The sequence below is a fragment of the Pseudomonas sp. Q1-7 genome, from assembly GCF_028010285.1.
GTDB lineage: Bacteria > Pseudomonadota > Gammaproteobacteria > Pseudomonadales > Pseudomonadaceae > Metapseudomonas.
This window is the reverse complement of record NZ_CP116304.1, coordinates 3213511-3237561: the sequence shown is the minus strand read 5'-3', so window position 1 is coordinate 3237561 and position 24051 is coordinate 3213511. Positions and strand designations below refer to the sequence as shown.

The window sequence follows — 24051 nt, the reverse complement described above, 5'->3', positions numbered from 1 at the left end:
CGTCCGCGCAGGGCCGGCATAAGGCGCAGAAATGTTGTCGTGACCCGCTTTGGTGTTCAGCCAGGAGATTCCCTTGAAGTTGCATCAGCTACAGGCACTGATCGCTGTCGCCGACGGTGGCGGCATACGTGCTGCCGCCCGTGGCATTGGCTTGTCTCAGGCGGCCGTCACCCGCGCGCTGCGCGAACTGGAAGAAGAGCAGGGACTACCGCTGCTGGTGCGCCATGCTGGCGGGGCGCGCCTGACTGATGCGGGGCTGGTGCTGCTACCCCACGCCAGGCAGATCGCCAGCCAGCTGGAGAGCGCGGAGCGTGATCTGGCGTGTCTGCGCGGCGAGGTTCCGGAGCGCCTCTGTGTAGGCGTCACGCCCTGGTTCGGACAGACCTTGCTGGCCGCGGCGGTGCAGCGGTTCCGTCGGGAAATGCCGGCGGTGCAGCTGGAACTCTACGAAGGCCTGCAGGCGGTGAGCCTGCCATTGCTGCGCAGCGGGGTGATGCACTTCGCCCTGGGGCCCGCCGGCACGCTGCCCGCCCAGGAGTTCGTTCACGAGCCCCTGGCCCGCTACCGTATGCGGGTGCTCGCCCGAGACGGCCATCCGTCGCGGGGTGCCCGTTCCATGGCGGAGTTGCTGGAGCAGGACTGGGTGATGAACTTCACCCAGGCCAGTCAGGAGCAGGTGCTGCAGCAGTTGTTCGGTGACCGTGGCCTGGAGTTGGCCCCCGGACGTATCGTCTGCGCCCAGTCCAGCGCCATGCTCAGCAGCTTGATCGTCGATGCGGGAATGCTGGGCTACTCGCCCGAACCCATGCTCCTGTGCGAACCCTTGCGGGGCAGGGCCCGCGCCCTGGAGCTGGACGATGAACTGGCGGAAGGTGACATCAGCCTGATTCGCCTGCGTGACCAGGCCCTGGACCCGGCGGCTCGCGGCTTCATCCAGTGCCTGCAGCAGGCGCTGAAAGCCTGCGCCCGGTCGCCTAACGCCGATGACCGGCGCCTGGCAGATATGCTGGATTTGCAGTTCTAGGGCGGGCCACACCATCTACGGGGCCGATCCGCATCCCCTTCGCGCTCATGTAGGTTGGTGCCGAGCCCGCGAGGCCCAACGAACTGCCATCGATTCCATGGCGTTGGGCTTCGTGCCTCAGCCCAACCTACGGGTTGACGACTCGACAGCATGGGTTTCGTACCTCAACCCATCCTACATGCTGCAAGAGCTCGAATTCGTCTATGCGCCCAGCTGAAGGCAGAAAGGCTTCACGAATGTTCGGGGATGGGAAGTCCACACCGGATTGGCAATCTGGTGTGAGGGGGGCTTGGGGTTCTGTTTGTGGCTCATTGCCGAGTGGGCTGTGGGTTTTGGTTTCGCCCACCCGGGCGAGTTTCTTTTGGCAGTCGCCCCAAAAGAAACCAAAAGGGCTTGCCCCACCATTCGGGTTCGGCTTCGCCGAACTCCCCTCGCGGCATCCATGCCGCTCATCCCCCTCTGCAAGGATTCCGCTCGGCCTCCTGAAGGGGCGGGATAGCCGCCCCACCCATATCGCTCAATGTCAGTCCTGCTTGGGCCTCTTACGTAGGATGGGTTGAGGTACGAAACCCATGCTGTCGAGCCCTCAGGTACACACGCAGCCCCGCCTTCAACACAGATAAGCGTCTGAGCGCGAAGCGATCCGGCCACACGCTGCCAACCCAAGGCAATCACACAACATTTCCAATCCGGTGTGATCACACCTCCCCACTTTCCACGAAGAACCAAAAAAAACCGGCCCTAAGGCCGGTTAAAAACTCACGCAGCGACTCGGTTCACACGGATTCCGGGCGCTTCAGCACCAGGGTGAGGATGTCGTAGCTGGCCACCAGCTCGCCGTGCTGGTTGGTGACTTCCACGTCCCAGGCCACCACGCCTTGCGGCTCGCCCTTGGGGCTCTTCTTGCCCTGGTCGATCTTGCGCTTGCAGGTCAGGCGCGCCTGGATGGTGTCGCCGATGCCCACCGGGGTGATGAAACGCAGGGTATCGAGGCCGTAGTTGGCCAGTACCGGGCCCGGGGCCGGGGAGACGAACAGGCCGGCGGCGGCGGACAGCACGAAGTAGCCGTGGGCGATGCGCTTGCCGAACTGGGATTCCTTGGCGGCCAGCTCGTCGAAGTGCATGTAGAAGTGGTCGCCGGACAGGCAGCCGAAGTTGACGATGTCGGCCTCGGTGACGGTGCGGCGGTGGGTCAGCAGGGATTCGCCTATCTGCAGCTCATCGAAGTAGCGACGGAACGGGTGCACTTCGGTCTCGATCACCTTGGCGCCGCGCACGTGCTCGCGGGTCACGGCGGCGAGCATGGTGGGCGAGCCCTGGACGGCGGCACGTTGCAGGTAGTGCTTGACGGCACGCAGGCCACCCAGTTCTTCGCCACCGCCGGCGCGGCCCGGGCCACCGTGCTTGAGCACCGGCAGCGGCGAGCCGTGGCCGGTGGATTCGGCGGCGGACTCGCGGTCGAGGATGTGCAGGCGCCCGTGCAGGGCGGCGGCTTGCGGTACCACGCGGGCGGCCACCTGCGGGTCCCGGGTAACCAGACTGGCCACCAGGCTGCCCTTGCCACGGGCGGCCAGGGCGATGGCTTCGTCGATGTCGTCGTAGGCCATCAGCGTGCTCGCCGGGCCGAAGGCCTCGATGTCGTGGGCGCCGCCGTCGGCGTGCGGGTTGCGGGCGCGCAGCAGGGTAGGCGCGAAGAAGGCGCCTTCGTTCACGCCGTCGCCACGGGGGGCGAAACCATCACGGGCACCGAACAGCAGTTCGCTGCTGGCCAGCAGGGCGTCCAGGCGCTCGGCCACGTCGGCCTGCTGGGCATGGGAGGCCAGGGCGCCCATCTTCACGCCTTCCACGGCCGGGTCGCCGACCACCACCTTGGACAGACGCTCGCGCAGGCGCTCGGCCACCGCGTCGATGTGCTTCGCCGGGACTATGGCGCGGCGGATGGCGGTGCACTTCTGGCCGGCCTTGACGGTCATCTCGCGGGCCACTTCCTTGACGAAGAGGTCGAACTCCGGATCGTCCGGGGTGATTTCCGGCGCGAGGATGGCGCAGTTCAGCGAGTCCGCTTCGGCATTGAAGGGAACGGAGTTGCGCACCAGGTTGGCATTCACCCGCAGCTTGGCGGCGGTGTCGGCGGAGCCGGTGAAGGTGACCACGTCCTGGCCCTGCAGGCGGTCCAGCAGGTCGCCGGTGCCGCCGATGATCAGCTGCAGGCTGCCTTCCGGGAGCAGGCCGGACGCGTGCATCAGACGCACGGCGGCTTCAGTGAGGTAGCTGGTGGCGGTGGCCGGTTTGACGATGCAGGGCATGCCGGCGAGGAAGCTCGGCGCGAACTTCTCCAGCATCCCCCAGATCGGGAAGTTGAAGGCATTGATGTGCACCGCCAGGCCGCCTCGCGGCACCAGGATATGGGTGCCGGCGAAGCTGCCCTGTTTGCCCAGCGGCATCGCCGGGCCTTCGTGGACGATGTTGCCGGACGGCAGTTCGCGGCTGCCGACGCCGGCGTAGCTGAACAGGGTGGCGGCGCCGCCCTCGATGTCGATCCAGCTGTCGGCGCGGGTGGCGCCGCTGTGGCGGGACAGGGTGTAGAGCTGTTCCTTGTGCTCGGTCAGGTACAGCGCCAGGGCCTTGAGGCGTGCCGCGCGCTGCTGGAAGTCCAGGGCCATGAGGCTGGCGATGCCCCCTTTGCGGGCGAAATCGACGGCTTCGGAGAAGTCCAGGGCTTCCTCGTGGGTGCGGAAGAGGGGGCTGCCGTCGATGGCGCTGCGCAGGACCTGGGCGCCTTGCTGGCCGATCCAGCGGCCGCCGATGAAGCTTTGCAGCGTGGGGAACTGACTCATGGGGATTTCTCCGTGAGGGGGTAAGCCGGCGCCGGGCGCTGGCGTGGGTTCTGCCTGCCTTACCAGAGGGCCAGGGTGTAGCCGAGGATCAGGCGGTTCTCGTCGACATCGGTGCTCAGCCCGTTGCCGGAGCGGAAGGTGACGTTGCGCCAGCGCAGGCTCAGGCCCTTCAGGGCACCGCTCTGGATCACGTAGGCCAGGTCGCTGTCGCGTTCCCATTCCTCGCCGTCGTCGCCGGTGGCGGTCTTGACGTTGCGGCCGTCGACGTAGCGGGTCATGAAGGTCAGGCCGGGAATGCCGAGGGCGGCGAAGTCGTAGTCGTAGCGCAGCTGCCAGGCGTCTTCCTCGGCGCGGGTGAAGGTGTTGAAGGTCACCAGGTTGACCACATAGGGGTCGCCGCCATTGAGGAAGGGGAAGGCGCTGTCGCCGGACATGCGCTGGAAGGCCAGGCTGAACCGGTGGGCGCCCTTGCCCAGGCTGAACATGCCGTTGAGGTTGCGGTTGTCGATCTCTCCGGCGCGCTCGACACCGTCGCCGCGGCTGTCGAAGTAGCGGATGTCGCTCTTCAGGCTGAAGCCTGCGGGCAGCGGCTGCGTGTGCACCAGGCCGACGAACTGCTGGCGGTAGATGTCGTCCAGCAGGCCGTAGTAGTAGCTCAGCGCCAATTGCGGGTTGATGGCGTAGCTGCCGCCGGCGAAGTCGAAGGCATCGCTGGTGGCGGAGAGGTACCCGATGTCGTCGCGGCCGGAAGAATCCCGCAGGTTGGTGCGAGTCAGGCGGCCGCCGTTGAAGGTCAGGCCGTCCAGTTCCTGGCTGGTCAACAGGCCGCCCTGGAAGGTGGAGGAAAGCAGCCGGGTATCGTTGTAGCTGACCACCGGCAGCAGCGGCTGCAAGGTGCCCAGGCGCAGCACGCTCTTCGAGGCGCGCAGCTTGGCGGTCAGGCCCAGCTCGCTGTAGTCGTCCACCGGCTCCTTGGTCACCGGGTCGAAGGGCAGCAGGCCGGTGCCACGGCGGTCGCGGCTGGAATCCAGCTTGACACCCAGCTCGCCGATGGCGTCCAGGCCCACGCCGACCGTGCCCTCGGTGAAGCCGGATTCGATCCGCGCGGTGAAACCCTGGCCCCATTCCGCGGCCTTGGACTGGGCGGCGCCGTCCTGGCGGAAATCGCGGTTGAGGTAGTGGTTGCGCAGCTCCAGGCTGCCCTTGCTGTCTTCGATGAAGCCTGCCAGTGCCGAGGTGGCGAAGGGCAGGGTGAGCGCCGCAACGAGCGGCGCAAGGGTACGGCTGTGGTTCATTGTTGTTGTATCCATCATCCGGTTCTTCAGGAGGGTCAGTGGCGGCTGGCAGCGGCGGCGCCGATGCCGGTCATGGAGCGGATGAACTGCGCCAGGTAACGGCCGCGCTCGTGCTTGGCGCGCTCGGAGCTGTCGGTCACCGAGAACAGCCAGGCACTGAAGAAGGCCAGGCCCATGGAGAACAGCGCCGGGTTCGAATAGGGGAACAGCGCCTGGTCGTGCTGCAGCACGTTGACCCACACCGCCGGGCTCAGCAGCAGCAGGACGATGGCGGAGAGCAGGCCCGCCACGCTGCCAGCCACGGCGCCACGGGTGGTCAGGCCCTTCCAGAACATGGAGAGGAACAGCACCGGGAAGTTGACCGAAGCGGCGATCGCCAGCACCAGGCCGGAGAGGAAGGCGATGTTCTGCGACTCGAAGAGGAGGCCGAGGATCACCGCCAGTACGCCGATGCCCAGGGTGGCGATGCGCGAGACGCGCATTTCCTCGCGCTCGGTCGCCTTGCCCTTGCGAATCACGCAGGCATAGAGATCGTGGGACACGGCCGAGGCGCCGGACAGCGCCAGGCCAGCGACCACCGCCAATATGGTGGCGAAGGCCACGGCGGAGATGAACCCGAGGAACAGGCTGCCGCCGACGGCATGGGACAGGTGCACCGCCACCATGTTGCCGCCACCGATGATGGCGCCGGCCGCGTCGCGGAACTCCGGATTGGTGCCGACCATGACGATGGAGCCGAAGCCGACCACGATCAGCAGCAGGTAGAAGTAGCCGATGAAGCCCGTGGCGTAGAACACGCTCTTGCGGGCTTCCTTGGCGTCGCTGACGGTGAAGAAGCGCATCAGGATATGCGGCAGGCCGGCGGTGCCGAACATCATGCCGAGTCCCAGCGAGATGGCGTCGATGGGGTTCGACAGCAGTCCACCCGGGGCCATGATCGCGGTGCCCTTGGCATGCACCGAGGTGGCGGCGGCGAACATGGCTTCGGTGCTGAAACCGAAGTGCTTGAGCACCATGAAGGCCATGAAGCTGGTGCCGGAGAGGAGCAGGATCGCCTTGATGATCTGCACCCAGGTGGTCGCCAGCATGCCGCCGAAGGTCACGTAGCAGACCATCAGCACGCCCACCAGCAGCACGGCTTGCAGGTAGGACAGGCCGAACAGCAGCTCGATCAGCTTGCCGGCGCCGACCATCTGCGCCACCAGGTACATCAGCGCCACGGTCAGGGTGCCGAAGGCGGCGGTGATGCGGATCGGGCTTTGCTCGAGACGGTAGGACACCACGTCGGCGAAGGTGTACTTGCCGAGGTTGCGCAGCCGCTCGGCGATCAGGAACAGGATGATCGGCCAGCCGGCGAGCACGCCCAGGGCGTAGAGCAGGCCGTCGTAGCCGTTCATGAACATCATCGCGGAGATGCCGAGGAACGACGCCGCGCTGATCATGTCGCCGGCAATCGCCAGGCCGTTCTGGAAGCCGGTGAGGCCGCCGCCGGCGGTGTAGAAGTCGGCGGCCGAGCGGGTGCGCAGGGCGGCCCAGCGGGTGATGCCGAGGGTGAAGAGGACGAACGCCAGGAACAGGTAGATGGCGTTCCAGTTCAGCGGACGCGCCACGGCGTCGGCGGCGAAAGCGCCCTGGGAGGCGAAGAGGCCGGCGGCCAGCAGCAGGGAGGCGAGGGTTTTCATTGGCCGCACTCCTGCTTCAGCTTGTCGTTCAGCGGGTCGAGGACGCTGTTGGTGCGCTTGACGTAGATGCCGGTGAGGGCGAAGGACAGCAGGATGATGACCACGCCCACCAGCATGCCCACGCTGGTGACGCCGCCGTTGAGGGACTGGCCGAGCACGGCGGGGGCGAACGCCACCAGCAGCACGAAGCCGTAGTAGATCACCAGCATGGCGGCGGTCAGGGACCAGGTCAGGCGCTGCTTGCGCTGGACCAACTGGATGAAGTCCGGATTCTCCCGGATGCGTTCGAGGTCTTGCGGGGTCATGGTTGCTCTCTCTTTTTGTGATTGTCGAGATGGTGCGGCACGGCTTGGATTGCTTTCATACGAGCGAGCTTTGCTCGCGAGCAGAGCTCGCTCTTACGGCGTTGCGTTACAGCTGGTCGAAGTCCAGGACGACTTTTTCGCTGACCGGGAAGGTCTGGCAGGACAACACGTAGCCGGCGGCGACTTCGTAGTCCTCCAGGGCGAAGTTGCTGTCCATCTCCACCTCGCCTTCGATCACTTTGCATTTGCAGGTGGAACACACGCCGGCCTTGCAGGAGTAGGGCAGTTCCAGGCCCTGGGCGTTGCCGGCGTCGAGCACGCTGACGCTGTTGCGCGGCAGTTCGAAGGTCAGCTCGCGGCCATCGCTGATGACCGTGACCTGGCTGGCGGCGCTGTCGGTGGCGCGGGCGGCCTCGCGGGCCTCGCGCTTGGCGGAACCGCCGGTGGCGGCGAACAGCTCGAAGTGGATGCGCTCGGCGGGCATGCCGTTGGCCTTGAGCTGGTCGCGCACGGTTTCGGTCATGGCCTGCGGACCGCAGATGAAGGCGGCGTCCAGGGCCTTGACGTCGATCCAGCGGGCGAACAGCTGGCCGCATTTGTCGGCGTCGATGCGGCCGTTGTAGAGGTCAACATCCTGCTGCTCGCGGCTGAACACGAAGATCAGGTTCAGGCGCTGCAGGTAGCGGTTCTTCAGGTCTTCCAACTGCTCGCGGAACAGCGCCGAGGCACTGGAGCGGTTGCCGTAGAGCAGGGTGACGCGGCTGTGGGGTTCGGCTTCCAGGGTGGTCTTGATGATCGACAGGATCGGCGTGATGCCGCTGCCGGCGGCCACCGCCAGGTAGTTGCCCCGGCGCGTGGCGTCCAGCTCGACGAAGAAGTGGCCGGAGGGCGGCATGACTTCCAGGCTCTGGCCGGCCTTCAGGCTCTCGTTGGCATAGGCGGAGAAACGGCCGCCGGCCACGCGCTTGATCGCCACGCGCAGCTCGCCGTCGTTGACGCCGGTGCAGATGGAGTAGGAGCGGCGTACTTCTTCGCCCTCCAGCTGGGTGCGCATCACCAGGTGCTGGCCCTGGGTGAAGCGGTAGGTTTCGGCGAGGTCGGCCGGAATGTCGAAGGCGATGGACACCGCGTCGCGGGTTTCCGGGCGCACTTCTTTGATCGTCAGGCTATGGAACTTGCTCATTGTCGTCGTCTCCGGTGGCAAGCCACTCAGATGCACTTGAAGTAGTCGAAAGGCTCCAGGCAGTCGCGGCAGCGATAGAGCGCCTTGCACGCGGTGGAGCCGAACTCGCTGAGGCGCTCGGTGTGGGCGCTGCCGCATTGTGGGCAGCACACCTCCGGGGCCTCGCCCAGCAGGCTGCGCTTGCTGGTGCTGCCGGCCGGCGGGGCGATGCCGTAGGCGCGCAGGCGTTCGCGACCGTCGGCGCTGATCCAGTCAGTGGTCCAGGCCGGGTTCAGGCGGCGCTCCAGTTTCGGCGCGGCGAAGCCGGCCCCTTCCAGGGCCTGCTCGATGTCCTGCTCGATCACCTCGGTGGCCGGGCAGCCGGAGTAGGTCGGGGTGACCACCACGTGCAGGTGGCCGTCCTGCCAGTCGAGGCCACGGACGATGCCGAGGTCGACCACGCTGACCACCGGCACTTCCGGGTCCATCACCTCGCCCAGCACCGACCAGGCGCGCGCCAGGTCATCCGACGCGCCGGGCCTGGCGCCACGGTCGCTGGCGATCAGCTCACCACGAGGCATCGGGGTAGGCCCGCTGGAGGTACTGCATTTCGGCCAGCAGCAGACCGAGGTGCTCGGTGTGCAGGCCCTGGCGGCCGGACAGGTAGAAGTAGCTGGCCGGCTCCGGCAGCGGCAGGCTGGCGCTGGCGAAGGTGTCGGCCACCCTGGACTTCCAGGCGGCGGCGGTTTCCGCCGGGTTCGGCGCGATGCCGGCCTCGAACAGACGCTGTTCCACCTCGTCGCCGTTCACCAGCTCGACGGTGAAGCGCCAGACGTCGCGGATGGCCGCCAGCATGCGGCGGTGGCTTTCCTCGGTGCCGTCACCCAGGCGCTCGACCCACTCGCCGGAGCGGCGCAGGTGGTAGGTGACTTCCTTCAGTGCCTTGGCGGCGATGCCGGCGACACGTTCGTCGCTGGACTGGCAGAGGCCATGCAGCACCTGGAAGTGCCAGGCGTCATAGAGGAACTGCTTGGTGATGGTCACGGCATAGTCGCCGTTGGGCTGCTCCACCAGCAACAGGTTGCGGTAGGCGCGCTCGTCGCGGCGGAAGGCCAGGTGGTCGGCGTCGCGGCCGTCGGCCAGCAGCTCGGCGGCATAGTCCAGCCAGTTGCGGGCCTGACCCACCAGGTCGAGGCCGACGTTCATCAGCGCCAGTTCTTCTTCCAGCGCCGGGGCGTGGCCGCACCATTCGCACAGGCGCTGACCCTGGATCAGGGCGCTGTCGCCGAGGCGCAGCAGGTATTGGATGAGGTCTTCACGTTGAGTCATGGCAGCGGCCTCACATGTGGCCGACTTCGGCCGGCAGCTCGTAGAAGCTGGCGTGGCGGTAGACCTTGTCCTGGGACGGATCGAACAGCGGCTCCTTCTCGTCCGGCGAGGAAGCGGTGATCAGTGCGGACGGCACCACCCAGAGGCTCACGCCTTCGTTGCGGCGGGTGTACAGCTCGCGGGCGTTCTCGATGGCCATGCGCGCATCGGCGGCATGCACGCTGCCGACGTGCTTGTGGTTCAGGCCGTGCTTGCTGCGCACAAAGACTTCAAAAAGGGTCCACTCGGACATTTGTTCTTCTCCTCATCGGGGTTGAGCTGCTGCGCGTCGGCATAACGTCGTTGGAAACAGGCCCGGGCTTGCTCATTTACAGGCGTAAACTCCGCGCCCGTGCCTGTTTCCGCCTCGTTCTGCTCTAGCTCGCTAGCTCATGCGCAAAATTCAGGCGGCGTCGCGTTTCTGCTGTCGTTTGCGGGCATGGGCGACCGCGGCTTCGCGGACCCAGGCGCCGTCTTCGATGGCCTTGCGGCGGGTGGCAACGCGCTCGACGTTGCACGGGCCGTTGCCCTTGAGCACTTCGTAGAACTCTTCCCACTGGATTTCGCCGAAGTCGTAGTGGCCGCGCTCCTCGTTCCACTTCAGGTGCGGGTCCGGGGCGGTGCAGCCGAGCAGCTCCAGTTGCGGCACGGTCTGGTCGATGAAGCGCTGGCGCAGCTCGTCGTTGCTCTGGCGCTTGATCTTCCAGGCCATGGACTGCGCGCTGTTGGGGGAGTCGGCGTCGCTCGGGCCGAACATCATCAACGACGGCCACCAGAGGCGGTTGATGGCGTCCTGGACCATGTCCTTCTGGGCCTGGGTGCCGTGACGCATCATGTGCAGGAGGATTTCGTAGCCCTGGCGCTGGTGGAAGGACTCTTCCTTGCAGATGCGGATCATGGCGCGGGAGTAGGGACCGTAGGAGGTGCGCTGCAGCACCACCTGGTTGACGATGGCGGCGCCATCCACCAGCCAGCCCACCGCGCCCATGTCGGCCCAGCTCAGGGTCGGGTAGTTGAAGATGCTCGAATACTTGGCCTTGCCGCTGTGCAGCTTGGCGATCTCGGTATCGCGGTCGGCGCCCAGGGTTTCCATGGCGCTGTAGAGGTAGAGGCCGTGGCCGGCTTCGTCCTGGATCTTGGCCATCAGCTGCAGCTTGCGCTTCAAGGTCGGCGCGCGGGTCACCCAGTTGCCTTCCGGCAGCATGCCGACGATTTCGGAGTGAGCGTGCTGGGAAATCTGGCGGATCAGGGTCTGCCGGTAGGCATCCGGCATCCAGTTCTTCGCCTCGATCTTGATTTCCGCGTCGATCTTTTCCTGGAAGGCGCGTTCTTCGGGGGACATCTCCTCCAGCGCCTTCACGCGCTTCACGCCGGTCTCAACCAATTGTGCGTACATGCCGTTCTCCAGCCAGGCAGGGTTCGTGGGGTGGCTTGGCCATGGCGCTATTTTTAAGCGATACAAGAGAAAATATCAAACACTAAAATTAGTATCGCATATTGTTTTTGTATCGCTTTCAGCGGTGACAGGGGAGGTCCTGCGGCATAAGCGCGGAGTCGCAGGTCCGCTTTTGTAGGAGCGAATTCATTCGCGATTGCCCGGATGAGCGCCGGGAATACCCGCAGGGTCAGGCCTGCGGCCTGCCTTCGCGAATGAATTCGCTCCTACAGGGAGGGAGTGGAATCCTGTATCGGATTACGTGATACAGGATTCTGTTCTTGGGTGGTTTGGGTGTGAATGTTTCGAGGGTCGTCTAGAGTTTCACGCGACGAATGGAGGAGGACGGACCATGGGATGTCCGCAGGTCTGCAGTGGCGCGACGCTGCAATGCAGTTTCGGCGTGGCGCCGGCGGTGCTGAACGTGTTGCCGGTGAACCGGACGATGACCGGCGGGATGCCGGCGGCGAACATCATGGATTACATCCCGCTGGTGAACATTCCCACCTTCGGCATGTGCCAGAGCCTGGCCAACCCCACGGTGGCCGCGGCCACCGCAGCCGCCCTCGGCGTGCTGACGCCGATGCCCTGCATCCCGGCCACGGCGGCGCCCTGGATTCCGGGCGGCGCACCCACGGTGCTGCTGGGCAATATGCCGGCGCTGGATGCCAACAGCACGCTGATGTGCAGTTGGGCCGGAGTGATCAAGATCCAGATGCCCGGCCAGGTGCAGATGCTGATTCCCTGATCAGGCTTGCGCCGGCTCAGTCCAGCGCTTCCACCACCAGCGCAACCGCGATATAGGCTTGCCCTCGGCGTCCAGGGGGCGGCCATCCTCGGCAAAGGGCTGGCCCGGCTCCAGCAGCTGCCCCTTCAGGTAGCGGCAGCGCAGCGCCAGTTGGCCGTTGCCGTGGAAGCGCTGGTAGGGGCCGTCGCGCACACCCTCGCGGTAGTGCTCGACTTCGGCCAGGGCGCCATCGGGGAAGTAGCTGGACGCTTCGCCGTGCATCAGGCCCTGGCGATAGCTGACCTTGCGCTGCAGCCCGCCTTCCGGCGCATGGAAGGTCGCCACGCCGTGCAGCTTGCCGCGTACATAAGGCAGTTGCGCCGAGACCTTGCCGTTGGGGTGGAAGAGGGTGACCGGACCGTTCAACTCGCCCGCCTGGTAGCTGAGCTGCGCCTGGGGGCGGCCGGATTCCTCGATGCGCACGGGGCCTTCCAGTTGGCCGCCCTGCAGCTGCCCGTGCAGGCGGCTGTCGCCACGGGTGAGATCGAGCTTGCCGGACTGGGCCATCAATTCACCTTCACCAGGCCGCCCTTGATGGTCAGCATGCCGCCGCCGTCCACCGTCTGCTCGGCGCTGGCCTTGTTGGTCAGGCTGACACCGGCATCGTTGGTCAGGGTGGTGCCGGCCTTGTTGTCGAGGCTGGTGCCCGCCTGGTTGGTCAGCGAGGTACCCGCCTTGTCGGTCAGGGCCATGCCGGCCTGGGTGGTGAGGTTCTGGTCGCTCTTGGCGGTGAGGTCGCCGCTGCTCTGCAGGGTGAGGGTGCCGCTCACCTTGATGGTCAGGTTGCCGTCCACGGTCAGTTCGTAATTGCCGCTCACGGTGTGGCTGTAGTTGCCACCGGTGCTGTGGGTCTGGTCGGCGCCGACCTTCACGGTGCGTGCGTCCTTCACGTCAAGGCTGTCGCTGCCGGTCTGGATGGTCACCGTGCGCTTGCCCTTCTCCAGGGTGATGGTCTCGTCGCCGTCCTTCACCGTGCGGGTGCGGGCGTTCTGCACCGTCAGGGTCTCGTCGTGGCCGATGGTGGCGGTGCTGTCGTTGAGCACATTCACCTTCAGGTCCTTCTGTGCCTGGAGGAAGACTTCCTCGGCGTCTTTCTTGTCCTCGAAGCGCAGTTCGTTGAAGCCGCCACCACCCTTGGAGGAGTTGGTCTTGATCCCGGACTGGGTCTGGTTGTCCGGCAGGGCGTAGGGCAGGGTGTTGTCGCCGTTGTAGACGCAACCGGTAACCAGGGGACGGTCCGGGTCGCCATCGATGAAGGTGACGATCACCTCCTGGCCGATGCGCGGGATGAACTGCATGCCGAAGCCCTTGCCGCTCCAGGGCAGCACCACGCGCACCCAGCAGGAGGCGGTTTCGTCGTTCTTGCCATCGCGGTCCCAGGGGAACTGGATCTTGATGCGGCCGTACTGGTCGGTCCAGATTTCCTCGCCGCTCTTGCCCACCACAATCGCCGTCTGGGTGTGCATGCGTGGCTTGGGCGTGGTGCGTGGCGGGCGGTAGCTGGTGGCCTTGGGGATGGCCTCGAAGCGGTTGCGGTAATGCTCGTGGCTGGCCTCGTGGGTCACTGAGGTCACCACCCAGTCGATGTTCAGCGAGGCATCGTCATGGCCGTCCAGGGTGAACCAGTGACCCGGCACCAACCAGCGGCAGTCGCTTTCGCCGATAAAACGCTTCTCCTGGCTGCGCAATGCGTCCACCCGCTGCTTCGACAATGAATCGCCACGGGCCTTGGCGGTATAGCCGCCGGGATGCTCGTACACCGTGCGCGGGCCGGCCACCGCCTCGGCCTGGCTGTAGAGCGAGGTGGTGGGCGTGGTGAACTCGTAGTCCGTGGCGCTGTACACCCCGGCCACCGCCTGCAGGCAAACCTGCCCGGAACGCACCCCATGCAACTCGCGCACGCCGATTGCCTGCCCCAGATAGGACAGCTTCGGCCCGTTGGGAATCTGCGCAAAGGCATCGTTGCTGTCGCCCAGTACCAGCGTGTGCTTGCCGTCTTCATGGGTGAAGAACCAGAAGATGCCTTCTTCCTCCAGCAAGCGCGAGACGAAGGCGAAATCGGTTTCGCCGTATTGCACGCAATACTCGCGCGGGCTGTAGCTGCCGCTGAGGGACAGCTTGAAATCGGTGAAGCCATGATCCGAGAAGATGCCGGTGACGATGTCGCTGGTGCTCTTGTTCTGGAACACGCGGTTGTTGCTCGCCAGCGTCAGCCACCAGAGCCAGGGGCGCAGCACCAGTTGATAACGCTCGGCGGTGGCGTCGGCGGGGAGTTGGTGGATTTCCGCGACCAGGGCGTCGAGGGGGCGCTGGTTGGCGTCGTTGTGCAGGGTGGCGGTGACGTGGGTGGCGACCCCGCCGGTCAGGGTGAGCGTGGTGGCGCTGTAGCCATCCAGGACCAGCGAGTCCAGGTCGTTGAGGGTTTCCTTTCCGGAAAGCCTTTCGGGATAAAGCTCCGCAAGGCTGCTTGCAGTGAGGGAAAGACTGGTGGCTGTGTCGGCGGGGCGGGTCATCCGTTACCTCGGGGCGGCCATGCGGATACCGGGGAGTGACCGGTATCCGGGAAGTCGTGTCAGTCACCGGCCCTGGGCCGGGCATCGGTCAGGCACGGATATCGAAGAGGATCGGACGATGATCCGGTCCGCTCATGTCGAAATCATTGGCCATTGCGGTTATGTCGACGGGCGTCACCTGGACATTGGGCGAACCGAGCACCCAGTCGAGAATGCCGCCCTTCGCCTGGGTGGACTGGCCGTTCCAGCACTCGTAACCGATCCCTGGCGGGTTGAGTGAGGAGAGGTTGTTGTAGTCGAAGTTCAGGTCGCCGGTGACGACCCAGTTGCCGTCCAGTGCCGTGCAATTCAGGAGTTGGCTTTTCGTCAGGTTGGTCTGACCGGATTTGAAATGCGCGAGGAAGATGTAGCCGGTGTAGCCGCCGACGCTGGTCGCGTGGGCGGCGATCAGCTCCCTGTTGAGTCCGCGCAGGTTGCCCTGGGCGACCACTTCGATGCACTGGAAGGCCTTCGCCATCACGATGTAGCCGTTCGAGTATCCCCCCTCGAAGGCCCAGACGTTGTAGCTGGGATAGCGGTCGCCCAGGTGCGACCGGTAGTTGGCGAGTTGGCCCGAGTGCACTTCGCAGATGAACACCAGGTCGGCATCCCAATGGCTGTTGGAGCAGCAATTGTCGATGAAGGTGTCGACCTGGCTCTGCTTGATCTCCGTGGAGGAGAGCCCGTTCTTCTCGATATTGAAACTGCCGATTCTCATGTCCTGGCTCTTTCTTCTCGCGGGGATGCCTTACTTCATCAGCTTCGCGGCGTCCGACGTGGGCCTGAGGATGTTCTTCTCGTTGTCCACGCCGGGGCATCGCGTCATCGTCAGGTGCTTGCTTCGGTTCAGGTGGGTATCGGTCGTGGACACCGAGAATTTGAACGCGGACTTGTCCGGCTGGTACGACGGGAACTGGAAGTCGTCGGTCGCCACCTGGAAGGACCACTTGGAGCTGTTGTGATGGAGGAACCAGGACTTCTCGTCGAAGGCCAGCACGGAGGTGTTGAAGCGTGGCGTCACCACGGTCCGGAGATTGGCGATGATGATGTTGTCCAGGTCTTCGTTGGTCAGCTTGAACTTGACCTTGTCGCCGTAGACCGACGACTTGATGTCCTTGCAGCCCTCCCGGTCCACGGAGCGTTCGAACAGGCTCGCCCGCTCCAGCAGCTTGCCGATGTCGGTTACCGCGGTCCACCAGGCGGTGTCGCCGTTCGCCGGCCGTGTCTGTTCCATGCTGGACTTCGGGTCGTCCGAACGCTGGTTGCCGTCCATGCCCGGAAATCCGCCGAAGACCGGGCTGGTGCATTCGACCAGGTGGTCGTGCAGCCTCGCAGCATTCTGGGAAATCTTGTCGACGACGCTACCGCCGGTGCGGGCCAGGCCATTGATCAGCCGGGCCATCTCCACCAGGGACAGCATCGAGACCCCGCCGGAATGGGTGATGCCGGTGCTGCAGACAACGATGGGGGCGAAAGCCGTTGCGGTGTCGAGCAACTCGGCGCGGTTCTCCGCCGTGTTGAGGGTGGCGTGGCCCCGCACGAAGGAGTTCAGCGTGCCGTGGTAGTAGTAGCCCAGGACCGCCGAGAGGCAGTAGAAGTACTTCCACGGGAGAATGTGGTGAAAGGTCCATTTGTTGCAGTCGGGGGTTCCGCCGCTCCTTCGGGGGGGAAGCTGCACCTTGAATGAGTAAGTCGCCATCTGCCTGTTCTCCCTGGTCTCTGCCTTGGCACGTCACCTGATGCCCCGCGCCCGCGGGGCGCGTCACTCCAACACCCACTCCGCCAACTTTCCCGTCACCTGCGCCATCAGCACGTTCTCGATATCCCTGGCCCCCGCCGAGCTGCACTTGGCCAGCACCGCTTTCACGATGGCCGGGTCGAAGTCGAACTGCTTGCCCGTAGCAGCCTTGTAGCGGCCCTGGAGCTTTTCCAGCTTGGCGACGACGATGCCTTCCAGGGTCGCTTCGTCCAGCGGGCGGTAGGGCACCACGGTCATGCGGGCGAGGAAGGCGGGGCGGAAGGCGTGCAGCAGTACCTTGCGCAGACGCTCGTTGAAGGCGTCGCTGCCCAGTTGGTCGGGCGGGGTGTCGAGCACCAGTTCGGCGCCGACGTTGCTGGTGGCGAGCATCACGGTGTTCTTGAAGTCCACCACCAGCCCGGTGCCGTCCTCCATCACCCCCTTGTCGAAGACGTTGTAGAAGGCTTCCAGCACGTCGGGGTGGGCTTTTTCGATTTCATCCAGCAGCACTACGGAGTAGGGGCGGCGGCGCACGGCTTCGGTGAGCACGCCGCCGGAGCCGTAGCCGACGTAGCCAGGCGGGGCGCCCTTGAGCTGACTGACGGTGTGGGCTTCCTGGTACTCGGAGAGGTTGATGCTGATGAGGTTGCGCTCGCCGCCGTAGAGGGCGTCGGCCAGGGCGTAGGCGGTTTCCGTCTTGCCGACGCCGGTGGGGCCCACCAGCAGGAACACGCCTACCGGCTTGGCCGGGTCGGTGAGGCCGGCGCGGTAGGCCTGGATGCGCTGGGCAATGGTGCCCAGCGCGGAATCCTGGCCCATCACCCGTTGCGCCATGCGTTGGCCGAGGGTGCGCACGGCGTGGGCTTCGTCGGCGAGCATCTTGCCGATGGGGATGCCGGTCCAGCCGGCGATGACCGCCGCCACTGTCTTGGAGTCCACCTGTTCGGGCACCAGCGGATCGTCCTGGCGGATGGCGTCGAGGCCGGCTTCCAGGCGTGCCAGCTCGGCGGCGAGGTGGTCGATGCGGTCGTCCAGTTCTTCGTTGGGTTTGCGGGCGTCGACGCTGTCGCTGAGGCTGAGCAGTTCGCGGCGAGCTTCCAGCAGCTCGCGCACGGCTTCGCGTTCCTCGCCCCAGCGGGTCTCCAGTTCGCGGATGGCGACCACATTGCTGCGGGATTCGCCTTCCAGCGCGGTGATGCGCTCGCGATGGTCCAGACCGGTAGTCTGTTCGCGACGCAGGCGCTGCAGTTCCTCTTCCAGGGACTGCTCGCGGTGGCGCAGGCTTTCCAGCGGTGGCGGCACATCGTGCTGGCCGAGGGCGACACGGGCGCAGGCGGTGTCGAGCACGCTGATGGCCTTGTCCGGCAGTTGCCGGCCGGAGATGTAGCGGTGGGAGAGTTTCACCGCGTCGTGGATCGCCGCATCCAGCACCTGCACGCCGTGGTGCTGCTCCAGCTTGGCCGCGACACCGCGCAGCATCTCGACTGCCGTGGCTTCGTCCGGTTCCTCCACCTGAACCAGTTGGAAGCGCCGGGCCAGGGCCGGGTCTTTTTCGAAGTACTTCTTGTATTCCAGCCAGGTGGTGGCGGCCAGGGTGCGCAGCTCGCCACGGGCCAGGGCCGGCTTGAGCAGGTTGGCCGCATCGCTGCCGCCCTCGTTGCCGCCGGCGCCGATCAGCGTATGGGCTTCGTCGATGAACAGGATGATCGGCTGCTCGCTGCTGCGCACGGCGTCTATCACGCCCTTGAGGCGTTGTTCGAATTCGCCCTTGACCCCGGCGCCGGCCTGCAGCAGGCCGAGGTCGAGCACCCGCAGGATGACGTTCTGCAGGGGCGGCGGCACGTCGCCGGCGGCGATGCGCAGGGCCAGGCCCTCGACCACGGCGGTCTTGCCCACGCCCGGGGCGCCCACCAGGATCGGATTGTTCTGCCGGCGGCGCAGGAGGATGTCGATGCTCTGGCGGATCTCGCCGTCTCGCCCGACGATCGGGTCGATGCGCCCGGCGTGGGCATCGGCGGTGAGGTCCTGGGTGTACTGATCGAGGACGGAATCCTGAGCGCCGGCCTGGGTGGGTTTGCCCTTTGCTGCCTGAGCCACGGCGGGTTGCTCGCGGGACTCCTGGGTCCATTCCTGGAGGTTGCCGCGCAAGGCTTCGCGGGGAATCCGCAGCAGCGAGGAGGCGCTGTTCAGCAGTAGGGCACGGCGCTCGTCGCGGTCGAGCAGGGCGAGCAGCAGCAGGCCGGAGCGGATGCTTTGCTGGCCCAGCACGCTGGCCTGCACCACCGCGTCTTCCAGCAGGCCGACGGTCTGTGCGGAGAGTGCCGGGGTGCGGGTGTTGCCGGCCTTGAACAGCTCCAGCGCCAGGTTGATTTCCGCGGCCACGGCGTCCCGCTCCAGGCCGAAGTGCGGCAGGAGACAGGCCAGGTCGCCCCCTTCGATATCCAGAAGCTCCAGCAGCAGGTGCTCGATTTCCACGTAGTGATGGGTGCGTTGCAGGCAGCGCTGCGCGGCCCGTTCCAGGGCGCGGCGGCTGTCCGCATTGAGGCGTCCGATCAGGCTGCCGAGTTCCATGGTCAGGCCACCTCCGTCTGGCGCAGGCGAGTATCGATCTGCTGCAACTGTTCGCCGCGCACGTGCAGGCCGCCGCTCCAGCGCAGGCGGGGCGGCTGGTTGCGCTCGAGGCTCAGCGGCGGCCCCGGGCGCACCAGCAGGCGCAGGGCGCAGTCCAGGTCGGGGCCGAAGTAGAGGGCGGCGAGGCTGGCCAGGCGCGCATGTTCGTGGCCGTCGGGAAGGAAGTCCGCCGCGCGCCGGTTGTCCAGCGGGCCGAGAGTCAGGCGGATACCGGCGTGTTCATCCCACACCCGGGTGCCGGCGATGGCATCCCGGCCCAGGCGCAGGTTGCGACCCTTGCGCTGCAGCAGGCTGCGGCTGGGCGGAGGAATATCGCGCCAGCCCCCCTGGTAGGCGTCATGGCGCACCTGGACGTTGAACTGGTGACGCACCAGGGCCGCGAAGCCGGCCAGGGAGCGGCGGCCGCCGGCGAACAGGGCCGCGCGCGCGGTCACGGCGGCATCGGGCAGCGCCAGGCGGTGCTGCAGCGCGTTCGGCAGCAGGCCGCAGAAGGCCAGCAGTTGGTCGTGGGCTGGGGAATCCGCGGGCGCGCGGAAGCCCAGGGCCAGGCGATGCTTGCCCAGTACCCGGTAGAGCAGGCTGAGCAGGCGGTGCTGGAACAGGTCGAGGAACTCCGCCGGGGCATGGTCTTTCTGCCGGGCGCGTTGTTGCAGCCACTCCTGGTAGGCGTAGGGCAGCGGGCCGTCGGGACCGCCGAGGCCGAACACCGGCGTGGTCAGGGTCGGCGGTTGACCGGGCGCTTCCTCCAGGCGCTCCACCTGGCTGGCGGCGAAGGTCGGCGTCAGTGGGCCGCGCAGGCGCAGGGCCTCGGCCTGGGGCGCGCTGCCCTGGCCGAGCGGGTCGGCACCCGGGCGCTCGCGCTCCAGCAGCAGGAGCGCCTGCAGGAGTTCGAAGGCCTGCGGTGCGTCGCGCAGGCGCCGGCTCAGAGGGAGAGCGGCATTCCGGCCTGTGGCTGCCACGTCCTGACCTCCTTGTCGGCATCGACCAGCACGGTCCGCACGAAGCGGTTGGCGGTCGCGTAAAGCGAGAAGAATTGCGCCAGCACAGCGGAAAACAGCACCGCGCTGGCGCCGGCGAAGTGCTGCGGGTCGAGGCTGAGACGCACCTCCAGGCCGTTGCGCCAGCCGCGCCAGGCGTCCTCGCCGACTCGTGCCACGACGCGCTCGCAGGCCAGCCGGGTGATGCCTTCGATCTGCCGGCGGGCACCGCCTTCGCCGCGCAGGTTGTGCAGATCGAGCAGTTCGCGCAGGGCCTCCAGCGCCTGCGGGCCTTCCACCAGGGACAGGTGATTGAGGGTGAGCTGCGACACCAGCCGCCAGCGCGATTCGCCGGACAGGCGCGGCAGGCTTTGCGGGCTGGGCGGGTTGCGCAGGCTGGCGTGGGCGACGGGGCCGGGGCGCTCGAAGCCGAGGCGGGTGCCGGCCGGCAGGTTTTCCGCCAGGTGTCGGTTGGTGCACAGCAGTTCGGCGGTCAGGCTGTATTCGGGCGCGTCCAGCAGGGGGTCGAAACCGGTGTCCACCAGGCTCAGCAGGAGGTCGGTGCCGAGGCGGTTGGGGCTCATGCCGTGCACCCGGCGGGCGTGCCAGAACAGCCCGGCGGCTGCACCGCCCAGCCCATGGGCATGGCCGTAGTAGGCCGGCACCGGGCTCACGCCACGGGTCGACGCGGCGCGCACGGCGCGGATGCTGTGGATCTCCACGCTGCTTTCGCGATGGGCATCGGCCACCAGGCGGTACTCGCTGCGGGTGCCGTCCGGCCTCAGGGGTTCGGAGGTGCGCGGGAACAGGTTGATGGCTGGCGCGCAGCCCAGGCACAGGTCGCCCGGCCGCAGGTGCAGGCGGCCCGCCGGGGCGCGGTCGAAGGCAATCACCAGCACGCAGTCGCGGCCGCCCGCGGCCGGTGGCTGCAGCGGCACGTCGAAGAAGGCGAACTTGTCGGGAAAGCAGAAGTACTCGGCCAGCAGGCGCAGGCCGGGATGCTGGCCGTCTTCCTCGGGCAGCAGCGCCTGGTCGTCGGCGAAGCCCACCGGCTGCGGTTCGCCGGGGCAGGGCAGCAACGGCTGACCGGGCGCACCGCAGTGGACGCCGAGGGTATGGGCGCCGAGCAGGTCATACAGCGCGGCATTGGTGACCGGCGAGGCGGCCAGGTGCAGGCGCAAAAGACGGATGGGCAATTGTGTCCAGTCGAACTCGCCCAGGCAGTGCAGGGACAGGCGCAGGGCCGAGCGTGCCTCGGGACGGCCGGTCAGGGCCACGGCCTCGTCGCCATCGAGCAGGGTCGCATCGCCAATGCGCAGCGGCCACAGCACGGCGTCGGCGGTGGTGCGCAGATGCACGCTGGCGCCCTGGCTGGTGGTGACGAACAGCGGGGTGTCGCGGGGCATGCGGTAGCCTTCGGCGAGGCTGCCCTGGGTCGGGTCCGGTTCGAACTGCACGATGGCGCAGGAGGGCAGCGGACGCAGGGCCAGTGGGTAGAGCTGTTCCAGCAGGGCGTCGCTGAATTCCGCGTAGTCGTCGTCAAGGCGCCGTTGCAGGCGCGCGGTCAGTAATGAGAAACCCTCCAGCAGGCGCTCGACATGCGGGTCGGGGCATTCGCCGGGGCCCAGCTCCAGGCGGCGGGCAACCTTGGGATAGCGCGCGGCGAAGCCGGCGCCGGCGTGGCGCAGCCAGGTGAGTTCGCGCTGGTAGTAGTCCAGCAGTTCCGGGTCAATCGAGTCGCTCATGGCGCACCTCGAGGCCCTCGTCCTGGTTGTCGATGACGAATACCGCCGGCCAGGCGCGCCGTCCGCTGCGCAGGTTGCCGCCGAGGCGGATGCACAGGCGCTGCGGTTGCCCGGGGATGGGCTCGACGTCCACGTCGGTCAACTGCAGGCGGGGTTCGAAGTGCTGCACGGCGGCGCGGATCTCCCGCAGCAGTTGCCGGCGGTCATCGCCGCGACGCGCCTGCAGGGCGCTCCAGTCGGCGATGCCGTAGTCGAGGAGGGTCAGCGGCCGGCCGCTCCTGGTGCTGCCGCGGCGAGTGTTGAGCAATCGCGTCAGTTCCGCGCGCACGGACTCGGCCAGAGCCTCGCGATCGAAGGCCGGCGCCTCGTCCGCCTGGGCGGCGAGACGCTCGAACAGCGGCGGGAGCAGGCCGGCTTCCGACATGGCCAGGGGGCGTCCTTACTTGACCAGCTTGTTGGCGGCCAGGTCCCAGGTGGAGGCGGCGGTGCCTTCCTTGGTGCCATCGTCCTTCTGCGCGGTCAGCTCCCATTTGATCTTGGTGAAGTTCATCGACAGGGTCTCCACCGGTTTGCCGCCGGCGCCGCCGCTCACGCTGACATTGGAGAGCACCACGTTGTCCAGGGTGTAGACGATGAAGGGCAGCAGCTTGCCGTCGCCTTCGGCGGCGTTGCGGCCGATGGTGATCTTGGCGGTGGTGATGGGCTTGCCGGCGCAGCAGTACTCGTTCAGCGACGGGGTCGAGGTGTCGATGAACTTGGTGACGGTGAACTCGCCGACGTGCGGCTTGCCGGAGGTGCGTTCCGAGTTGCTGACGTCGTTGGTGACCTGCATGGCCACGTTGTGGCTGTAGGACATCAGCTCGATCTTGTCGGCAAAGCCTTCGAGCAGGCTGTCGCCTTTGATGTCGTCGCCGAGGTCGAGAATGATCGCATCCATCGCTGGGAACTCCTGAGTCGGGAAAAGCTGAAGAAAAAAGGCGTGCCCGCCCGCCGCGTCGAGCGGCGGGCGGTGCGGGTCAGGCCGCTACCGGCGGCGGCAGGCTGGCCACCAGGCGGATCGAGGCGGTCAGTTCCTCCAGCTGGAAGTGCGGCCGGAGGAACACCGTGGCCCGGTAGGCGCCCGGCTTGCCGGCGACTTCCGAGACATCTACCCGTGCTTCGCGCAGCGGGTACTGCGCCTTGATCTCCTGCGGTGCGTTGTCGTTGATCAGCACGTAGTCGGCGATCCAGTTGTTGAGGTAGGTCTGCACGTTGTCGCGGGTCATGAAGCTGCCCACCTTGTCGCGCATGATCACCTTCAGGTAGTGGGCGAAGCGCGAGGCGGCGAGCACGTAGGGCAGCATGGCCGAGATGCGTGCGTTGGCGTTGGCCTCGTTGGTGTTGTAGACCTTGGCCTTGTTGGTGGTCTGGCCGCCGAAGAACACCGCCAGGTCGCTGTTCTTCTTGTGGCAGAGGGCGATGAAGCCGAGCTCGTTGAGCTCCTTTTCGCGGCGGTCGGTGATGGCCACTTCGGTGGGGCACTTCAGCGACAGGTCGCCGGAGCTGGTGCGGAAGGTGTGGGCCGGCAGCCCCTCCACCGCGCCGCCGCCTTCGGCGCCACGGATCGCTGCGCACCAGCCGTACTTGGCGAAGGCTTCGGTGATGCGCTGGGCCAGGGCCCAGGCGGCGTTGCCCCAGAGGTACTTGGAGTGGTCGGTGCCGTTGACGTCCTCGACATAGTTCATGCCTTCCACCGGCAGGGTGTCCGGGCCGTAGGGCAGACGCAGGAGGAAATGCGGCAGGACCAGGGAAACGTAGCGCGAGTCCTCGCTCTCGCGGAAGCTGCGCCACTTGATCAGTTCCTGGCTCTCGAAGATCTTCGCCAGGTCGCGGGGGACGGCCAGCTCGGTGAAGGCGTTCATGTCGAACAGCTTCGGGTTGGCGGCGGCGATGAAGGGCGCATGGGCGGCGGCGGCGACGTTGGAGAGTTTTTCCAGCAGGGCCACATCCTGGGGATGGCGGCCGAAGCTGTAGTCGCCGATCAGCAGGCTGAAGGGGTGGCCGCCGAAGGTGCCGTATTCCTCTTCGTAGATCTTCTTGAACAGCGCGCTCTGGTCGAACTCGACGGCCTTCTCCAGGTCGGTCTGCAGTTCCTTCTGGGTGACGTTGAGCAGGCGCAGTTTCAGGCGGGTGCTGGTTTCGGTGTTCTGCACCAGCAGGTGCAGGCCGCGCCAGGAGGCTTCCAGCTTCTGCAGCTCGGGGTGGTGCAGGACTTCGTTGAGCTGGGCGCTGATCAGCTCGTCGATCTGGCTGATGCGGTCGTTGATCATGGCCACGGTGTCCTTGTCGATGGCCATGCCTTCGTCGAGGACCTGGGTGGCGAATTCCGCGAGCATGTCGCGGGCGTAGTCCTGCTGGCTGTCGTCATGGGCCATGCGGCCCTCGGCGATGATACGGTCGAGCAGGGTCAGGGTCTGCGTGGTGCTCTCGCTGTTCGCACCGGCTTCTGTTGCCATGGCGATTCCTCCGGGAAG

21 protein-coding genes are annotated in these 24051 nt (G+C 66.5%); 2 read left to right on the top strand and 19 right to left on the bottom strand.

From position 1 onward, the window contains the following. The first annotated feature begins 73 nt into the window (after positions 1-73). Positions 74-1024 (top strand): LysR family transcriptional regulator, encoded by a 951-nt coding sequence (locus tag PJW05_RS14910; protein WP_271407791.1) that lies wholly within the window; start codon positions 74-76, stop codon positions 1022-1024. A 776-nt stretch (positions 1025-1800) separates the two neighbouring features. Here PJW05_RS14910 and paaZ read toward each other — a convergent pair. The 9 genes from paaZ to paaA form a co-directional block, all read right to left on the bottom strand. Further along, positions 1801-3861, bottom strand: a complete 2061-nt coding sequence (gene paaZ / locus PJW05_RS14905; RefSeq protein WP_271407790.1) for a phenylacetic acid degradation bifunctional protein PaaZ — start codon at positions 3859-3861, stop codon at positions 1801-1803. Between the two features lie 59 nt (positions 3862-3920). Then, positions 3921-5156 carry an OprD family porin gene (locus PJW05_RS14900; protein ID WP_271407789.1) on the bottom strand — a complete coding sequence of 412 codons (1236 nt, stop codon included), beginning with the start codon at positions 5154-5156 and terminating at the stop codon, positions 3921-3923. Positions 5157-5191: 35 nt separating this feature from the next. Continuing rightward, on the bottom strand, positions 5192-6838 hold the full coding sequence (locus tag PJW05_RS14895) for a cation acetate symporter (protein WP_271407788.1): 1647 nt from the start codon (positions 6836-6838) through the stop codon (positions 5192-5194). After that, the gene (locus tag PJW05_RS14890; protein ID WP_271407787.1) at positions 6835-7143 is read right to left on the bottom strand and encodes a DUF485 domain-containing protein; all 309 of its coding nucleotides are present in this window, start codon (positions 7141-7143) and stop codon (positions 6835-6837) included. The genes PJW05_RS14895 and PJW05_RS14890 overlap by 4 nt, the downstream gene beginning before the upstream one ends. A gap of 106 nt (positions 7144-7249) precedes the next feature. Then, entirely contained in the window at positions 7250-8326 is a 1077-nt protein-coding gene (paaE, locus tag PJW05_RS14885; protein WP_271407786.1) for a 1,2-phenylacetyl-CoA epoxidase subunit PaaE, read from the bottom strand. Between the two features lie 26 nt (positions 8327-8352). Next, the gene (paaD, locus tag PJW05_RS14880) at positions 8353-8886 is read right to left on the bottom strand and encodes a 1,2-phenylacetyl-CoA epoxidase subunit PaaD (RefSeq protein WP_271407785.1); all 534 of its coding nucleotides are present in this window, start codon (positions 8884-8886) and stop codon (positions 8353-8355) included. Then, entirely contained in the window at positions 8873-9634 is a 762-nt protein-coding gene (gene paaC, locus PJW05_RS14875) for a 1,2-phenylacetyl-CoA epoxidase subunit PaaC (RefSeq protein ID WP_271407784.1), read from the bottom strand. The genes paaD and paaC overlap by 14 nt, the downstream gene beginning before the upstream one ends. Positions 9635-9644: 10 nt before the next feature. Then, on the bottom strand, positions 9645-9926 hold the full coding sequence (paaB, locus tag PJW05_RS14870; RefSeq protein ID WP_016493150.1) for a 1,2-phenylacetyl-CoA epoxidase subunit PaaB: 282 nt from the start codon (positions 9924-9926) through the stop codon (positions 9645-9647). Positions 9927-10076: 150 nt separating this feature from the next. Then, positions 10077-11069: a 1,2-phenylacetyl-CoA epoxidase subunit PaaA gene (paaA, locus tag PJW05_RS14865; protein ID WP_271407783.1), complete on the bottom strand. Its 993-nt coding sequence runs from the start codon at positions 11067-11069 to the stop codon at positions 10077-10079. Between the two features lie 391 nt (positions 11070-11460). On the opposite strand from paaA, the gene PJW05_RS14860 reads away from it, so the two are divergent. Further along, complete coding sequence (locus PJW05_RS14860) at positions 11461-11856, top strand: DUF4280 domain-containing protein (protein WP_271407782.1); 396 nt, start codon at positions 11461-11463, stop codon at positions 11854-11856. On the opposite strand, the gene PJW05_RS14855 is transcribed toward PJW05_RS14860, so the two are convergent. From PJW05_RS14855 to tssC, 10 genes are all read right to left on the bottom strand, one after another. Then, complete coding sequence (locus PJW05_RS14855; protein ID WP_271407781.1) at positions 11857-12402, bottom strand: toxin-antitoxin system YwqK family antitoxin; 546 nt, start codon at positions 12400-12402, stop codon at positions 11857-11859. It lies immediately after the preceding gene. Continuing rightward, positions 12402-14408, bottom strand: a complete 2007-nt coding sequence (gene tssI, locus PJW05_RS14850) for a type VI secretion system Vgr family protein (RefSeq protein WP_271407780.1) — start codon at positions 14406-14408, stop codon at positions 12402-12404. Before tssI ends, PJW05_RS14855 begins: the two co-directional genes overlap by 1 nt. A gap of 88 nt (positions 14409-14496) precedes the next feature. Continuing rightward, complete coding sequence (locus tag PJW05_RS14845) at positions 14497-15165, bottom strand: endonuclease/exonuclease/phosphatase family protein (protein WP_271407779.1); 669 nt, start codon at positions 15163-15165, stop codon at positions 14497-14499. A 30-nt stretch (positions 15166-15195) separates the two neighbouring features. Next, positions 15196-16146, bottom strand: coding sequence for a hypothetical protein (locus PJW05_RS14840; RefSeq protein ID WP_271407778.1), 951 nt, complete (start codon positions 16144-16146; stop codon positions 15196-15198). Positions 16147-16209: 63 nt separating this feature from the next. Further along, positions 16210-18756: a type VI secretion system ATPase TssH gene (gene tssH, locus PJW05_RS14835; protein ID WP_271407777.1), complete on the bottom strand. Its 2547-nt coding sequence runs from the start codon at positions 18754-18756 to the stop codon at positions 16210-16212. 2 nt (positions 18757-18758) lie between these two features. Beyond that, complete coding sequence (gene tssG, locus PJW05_RS14830; protein ID WP_271407776.1) at positions 18759-19775, bottom strand: type VI secretion system baseplate subunit TssG; 1017 nt, start codon at positions 19773-19775, stop codon at positions 18759-18761. Then, entirely contained in the window at positions 19739-21538 is a 1800-nt protein-coding gene (gene tssF, locus PJW05_RS14825) for a type VI secretion system baseplate subunit TssF (RefSeq protein ID WP_271407775.1), read from the bottom strand. Before tssF ends, tssG begins: the two co-directional genes overlap by 37 nt. After that, positions 21522-21962 carry a type VI secretion system baseplate subunit TssE gene (gene tssE, locus PJW05_RS14820; RefSeq protein ID WP_271407774.1) on the bottom strand — a complete coding sequence of 147 codons (441 nt, stop codon included), beginning with the start codon at positions 21960-21962 and terminating at the stop codon, positions 21522-21524. The genes tssF and tssE overlap by 17 nt, the downstream gene beginning before the upstream one ends. Positions 21963-21977: 15 nt before the next feature. Beyond that, a complete protein-coding gene (locus PJW05_RS14815) occupies positions 21978-22475 on the bottom strand; it encodes an Hcp family type VI secretion system effector (RefSeq protein ID WP_271407773.1) in 498 nt (165 codons plus the stop codon). A 79-nt stretch (positions 22476-22554) separates the two neighbouring features. After that, a complete protein-coding gene (gene tssC / locus PJW05_RS14810; RefSeq protein ID WP_271407772.1) occupies positions 22555-24033 on the bottom strand; it encodes a type VI secretion system contractile sheath large subunit in 1479 nt (492 codons plus the stop codon). Between the last annotated feature and the right edge of the window lie 18 nt (positions 24034-24051).

Coding starts and splice junctions, on each gene's coding strand:
- PJW05_RS14895 (WP_271407788.1), bottom strand. CDS start 6,838: ATGAAAACCCTCGCCTCCCTGCTGCTGGCCGCCGGCCTCTTCGCCTCC.
- PJW05_RS14860 (WP_271407782.1), top strand. CDS start 11,461: ATGGGATGTCCGCAGGTCTGCAGTGGCGCGACGCTGCAATGCAGTTTC.
- tssC (WP_271407772.1), bottom strand. CDS start 24,033: ATGGCAACAGAAGCCGGTGCGAACAGCGAGAGCACCACGCAGACCCTG.
- PJW05_RS14845 (WP_271407779.1), bottom strand. CDS start 15,165: ATGAGAATCGGCAGTTTCAATATCGAGAAGAACGGGCTCTCCTCCACG.
- PJW05_RS14815 (WP_271407773.1), bottom strand. CDS start 22,475: ATGGATGCGATCATTCTCGACCTCGGCGACGACATCAAAGGCGACAGC.
- paaB (WP_016493150.1), bottom strand. CDS start 9,926: ATGTCCGAGTGGACCCTTTTTGAAGTCTTTGTGCGCAGCAAGCACGGC.
- PJW05_RS14900 (WP_271407789.1), bottom strand. CDS start 5,156: ATGAACCACAGCCGTACCCTTGCGCCGCTCGTTGCGGCGCTCACCCTG.
- PJW05_RS14855 (WP_271407781.1), bottom strand. CDS start 12,402: ATGGCCCAGTCCGGCAAGCTCGATCTCACCCGTGGCGACAGCCGCCTG.
- paaZ (WP_271407790.1), bottom strand. CDS start 3,861: ATGAGTCAGTTCCCCACGCTGCAAAGCTTCATCGGCGGCCGCTGGATC.
- tssE (WP_271407774.1), bottom strand. CDS start 21,962: ATGTCGGAAGCCGGCCTGCTCCCGCCGCTGTTCGAGCGTCTCGCCGCC.
- paaD (WP_271407785.1), bottom strand. CDS start 8,886: ATGCCTCGTGGTGAGCTGATCGCCAGCGACCGTGGCGCCAGGCCCGGC.
- tssH (WP_271407777.1), bottom strand. CDS start 18,756: ATGGAACTCGGCAGCCTGATCGGACGCCTCAATGCGGACAGCCGCCGC.
- PJW05_RS14890 (WP_271407787.1), bottom strand. CDS start 7,143: ATGACCCCGCAAGACCTCGAACGCATCCGGGAGAATCCGGACTTCATC.
- tssF (WP_271407775.1), bottom strand. CDS start 21,538: ATGAGCGACTCGATTGACCCGGAACTGCTGGACTACTACCAGCGCGAA.
- PJW05_RS14840 (WP_271407778.1), bottom strand. CDS start 16,146: ATGGCGACTTACTCATTCAAGGTGCAGCTTCCCCCCCGAAGGAGCGGC.
- tssI (WP_271407780.1), bottom strand. CDS start 14,408: ATGACCCGCCCCGCCGACACAGCCACCAGTCTTTCCCTCACTGCAAGC.
- paaC (WP_271407784.1), bottom strand. CDS start 9,634: ATGACTCAACGTGAAGACCTCATCCAATACCTGCTGCGCCTCGGCGAC.
- paaA (WP_271407783.1), bottom strand. CDS start 11,069: ATGTACGCACAATTGGTTGAGACCGGCGTGAAGCGCGTGAAGGCGCTG.
- paaE (WP_271407786.1), bottom strand. CDS start 8,326: ATGAGCAAGTTCCATAGCCTGACGATCAAAGAAGTGCGCCCGGAAACC.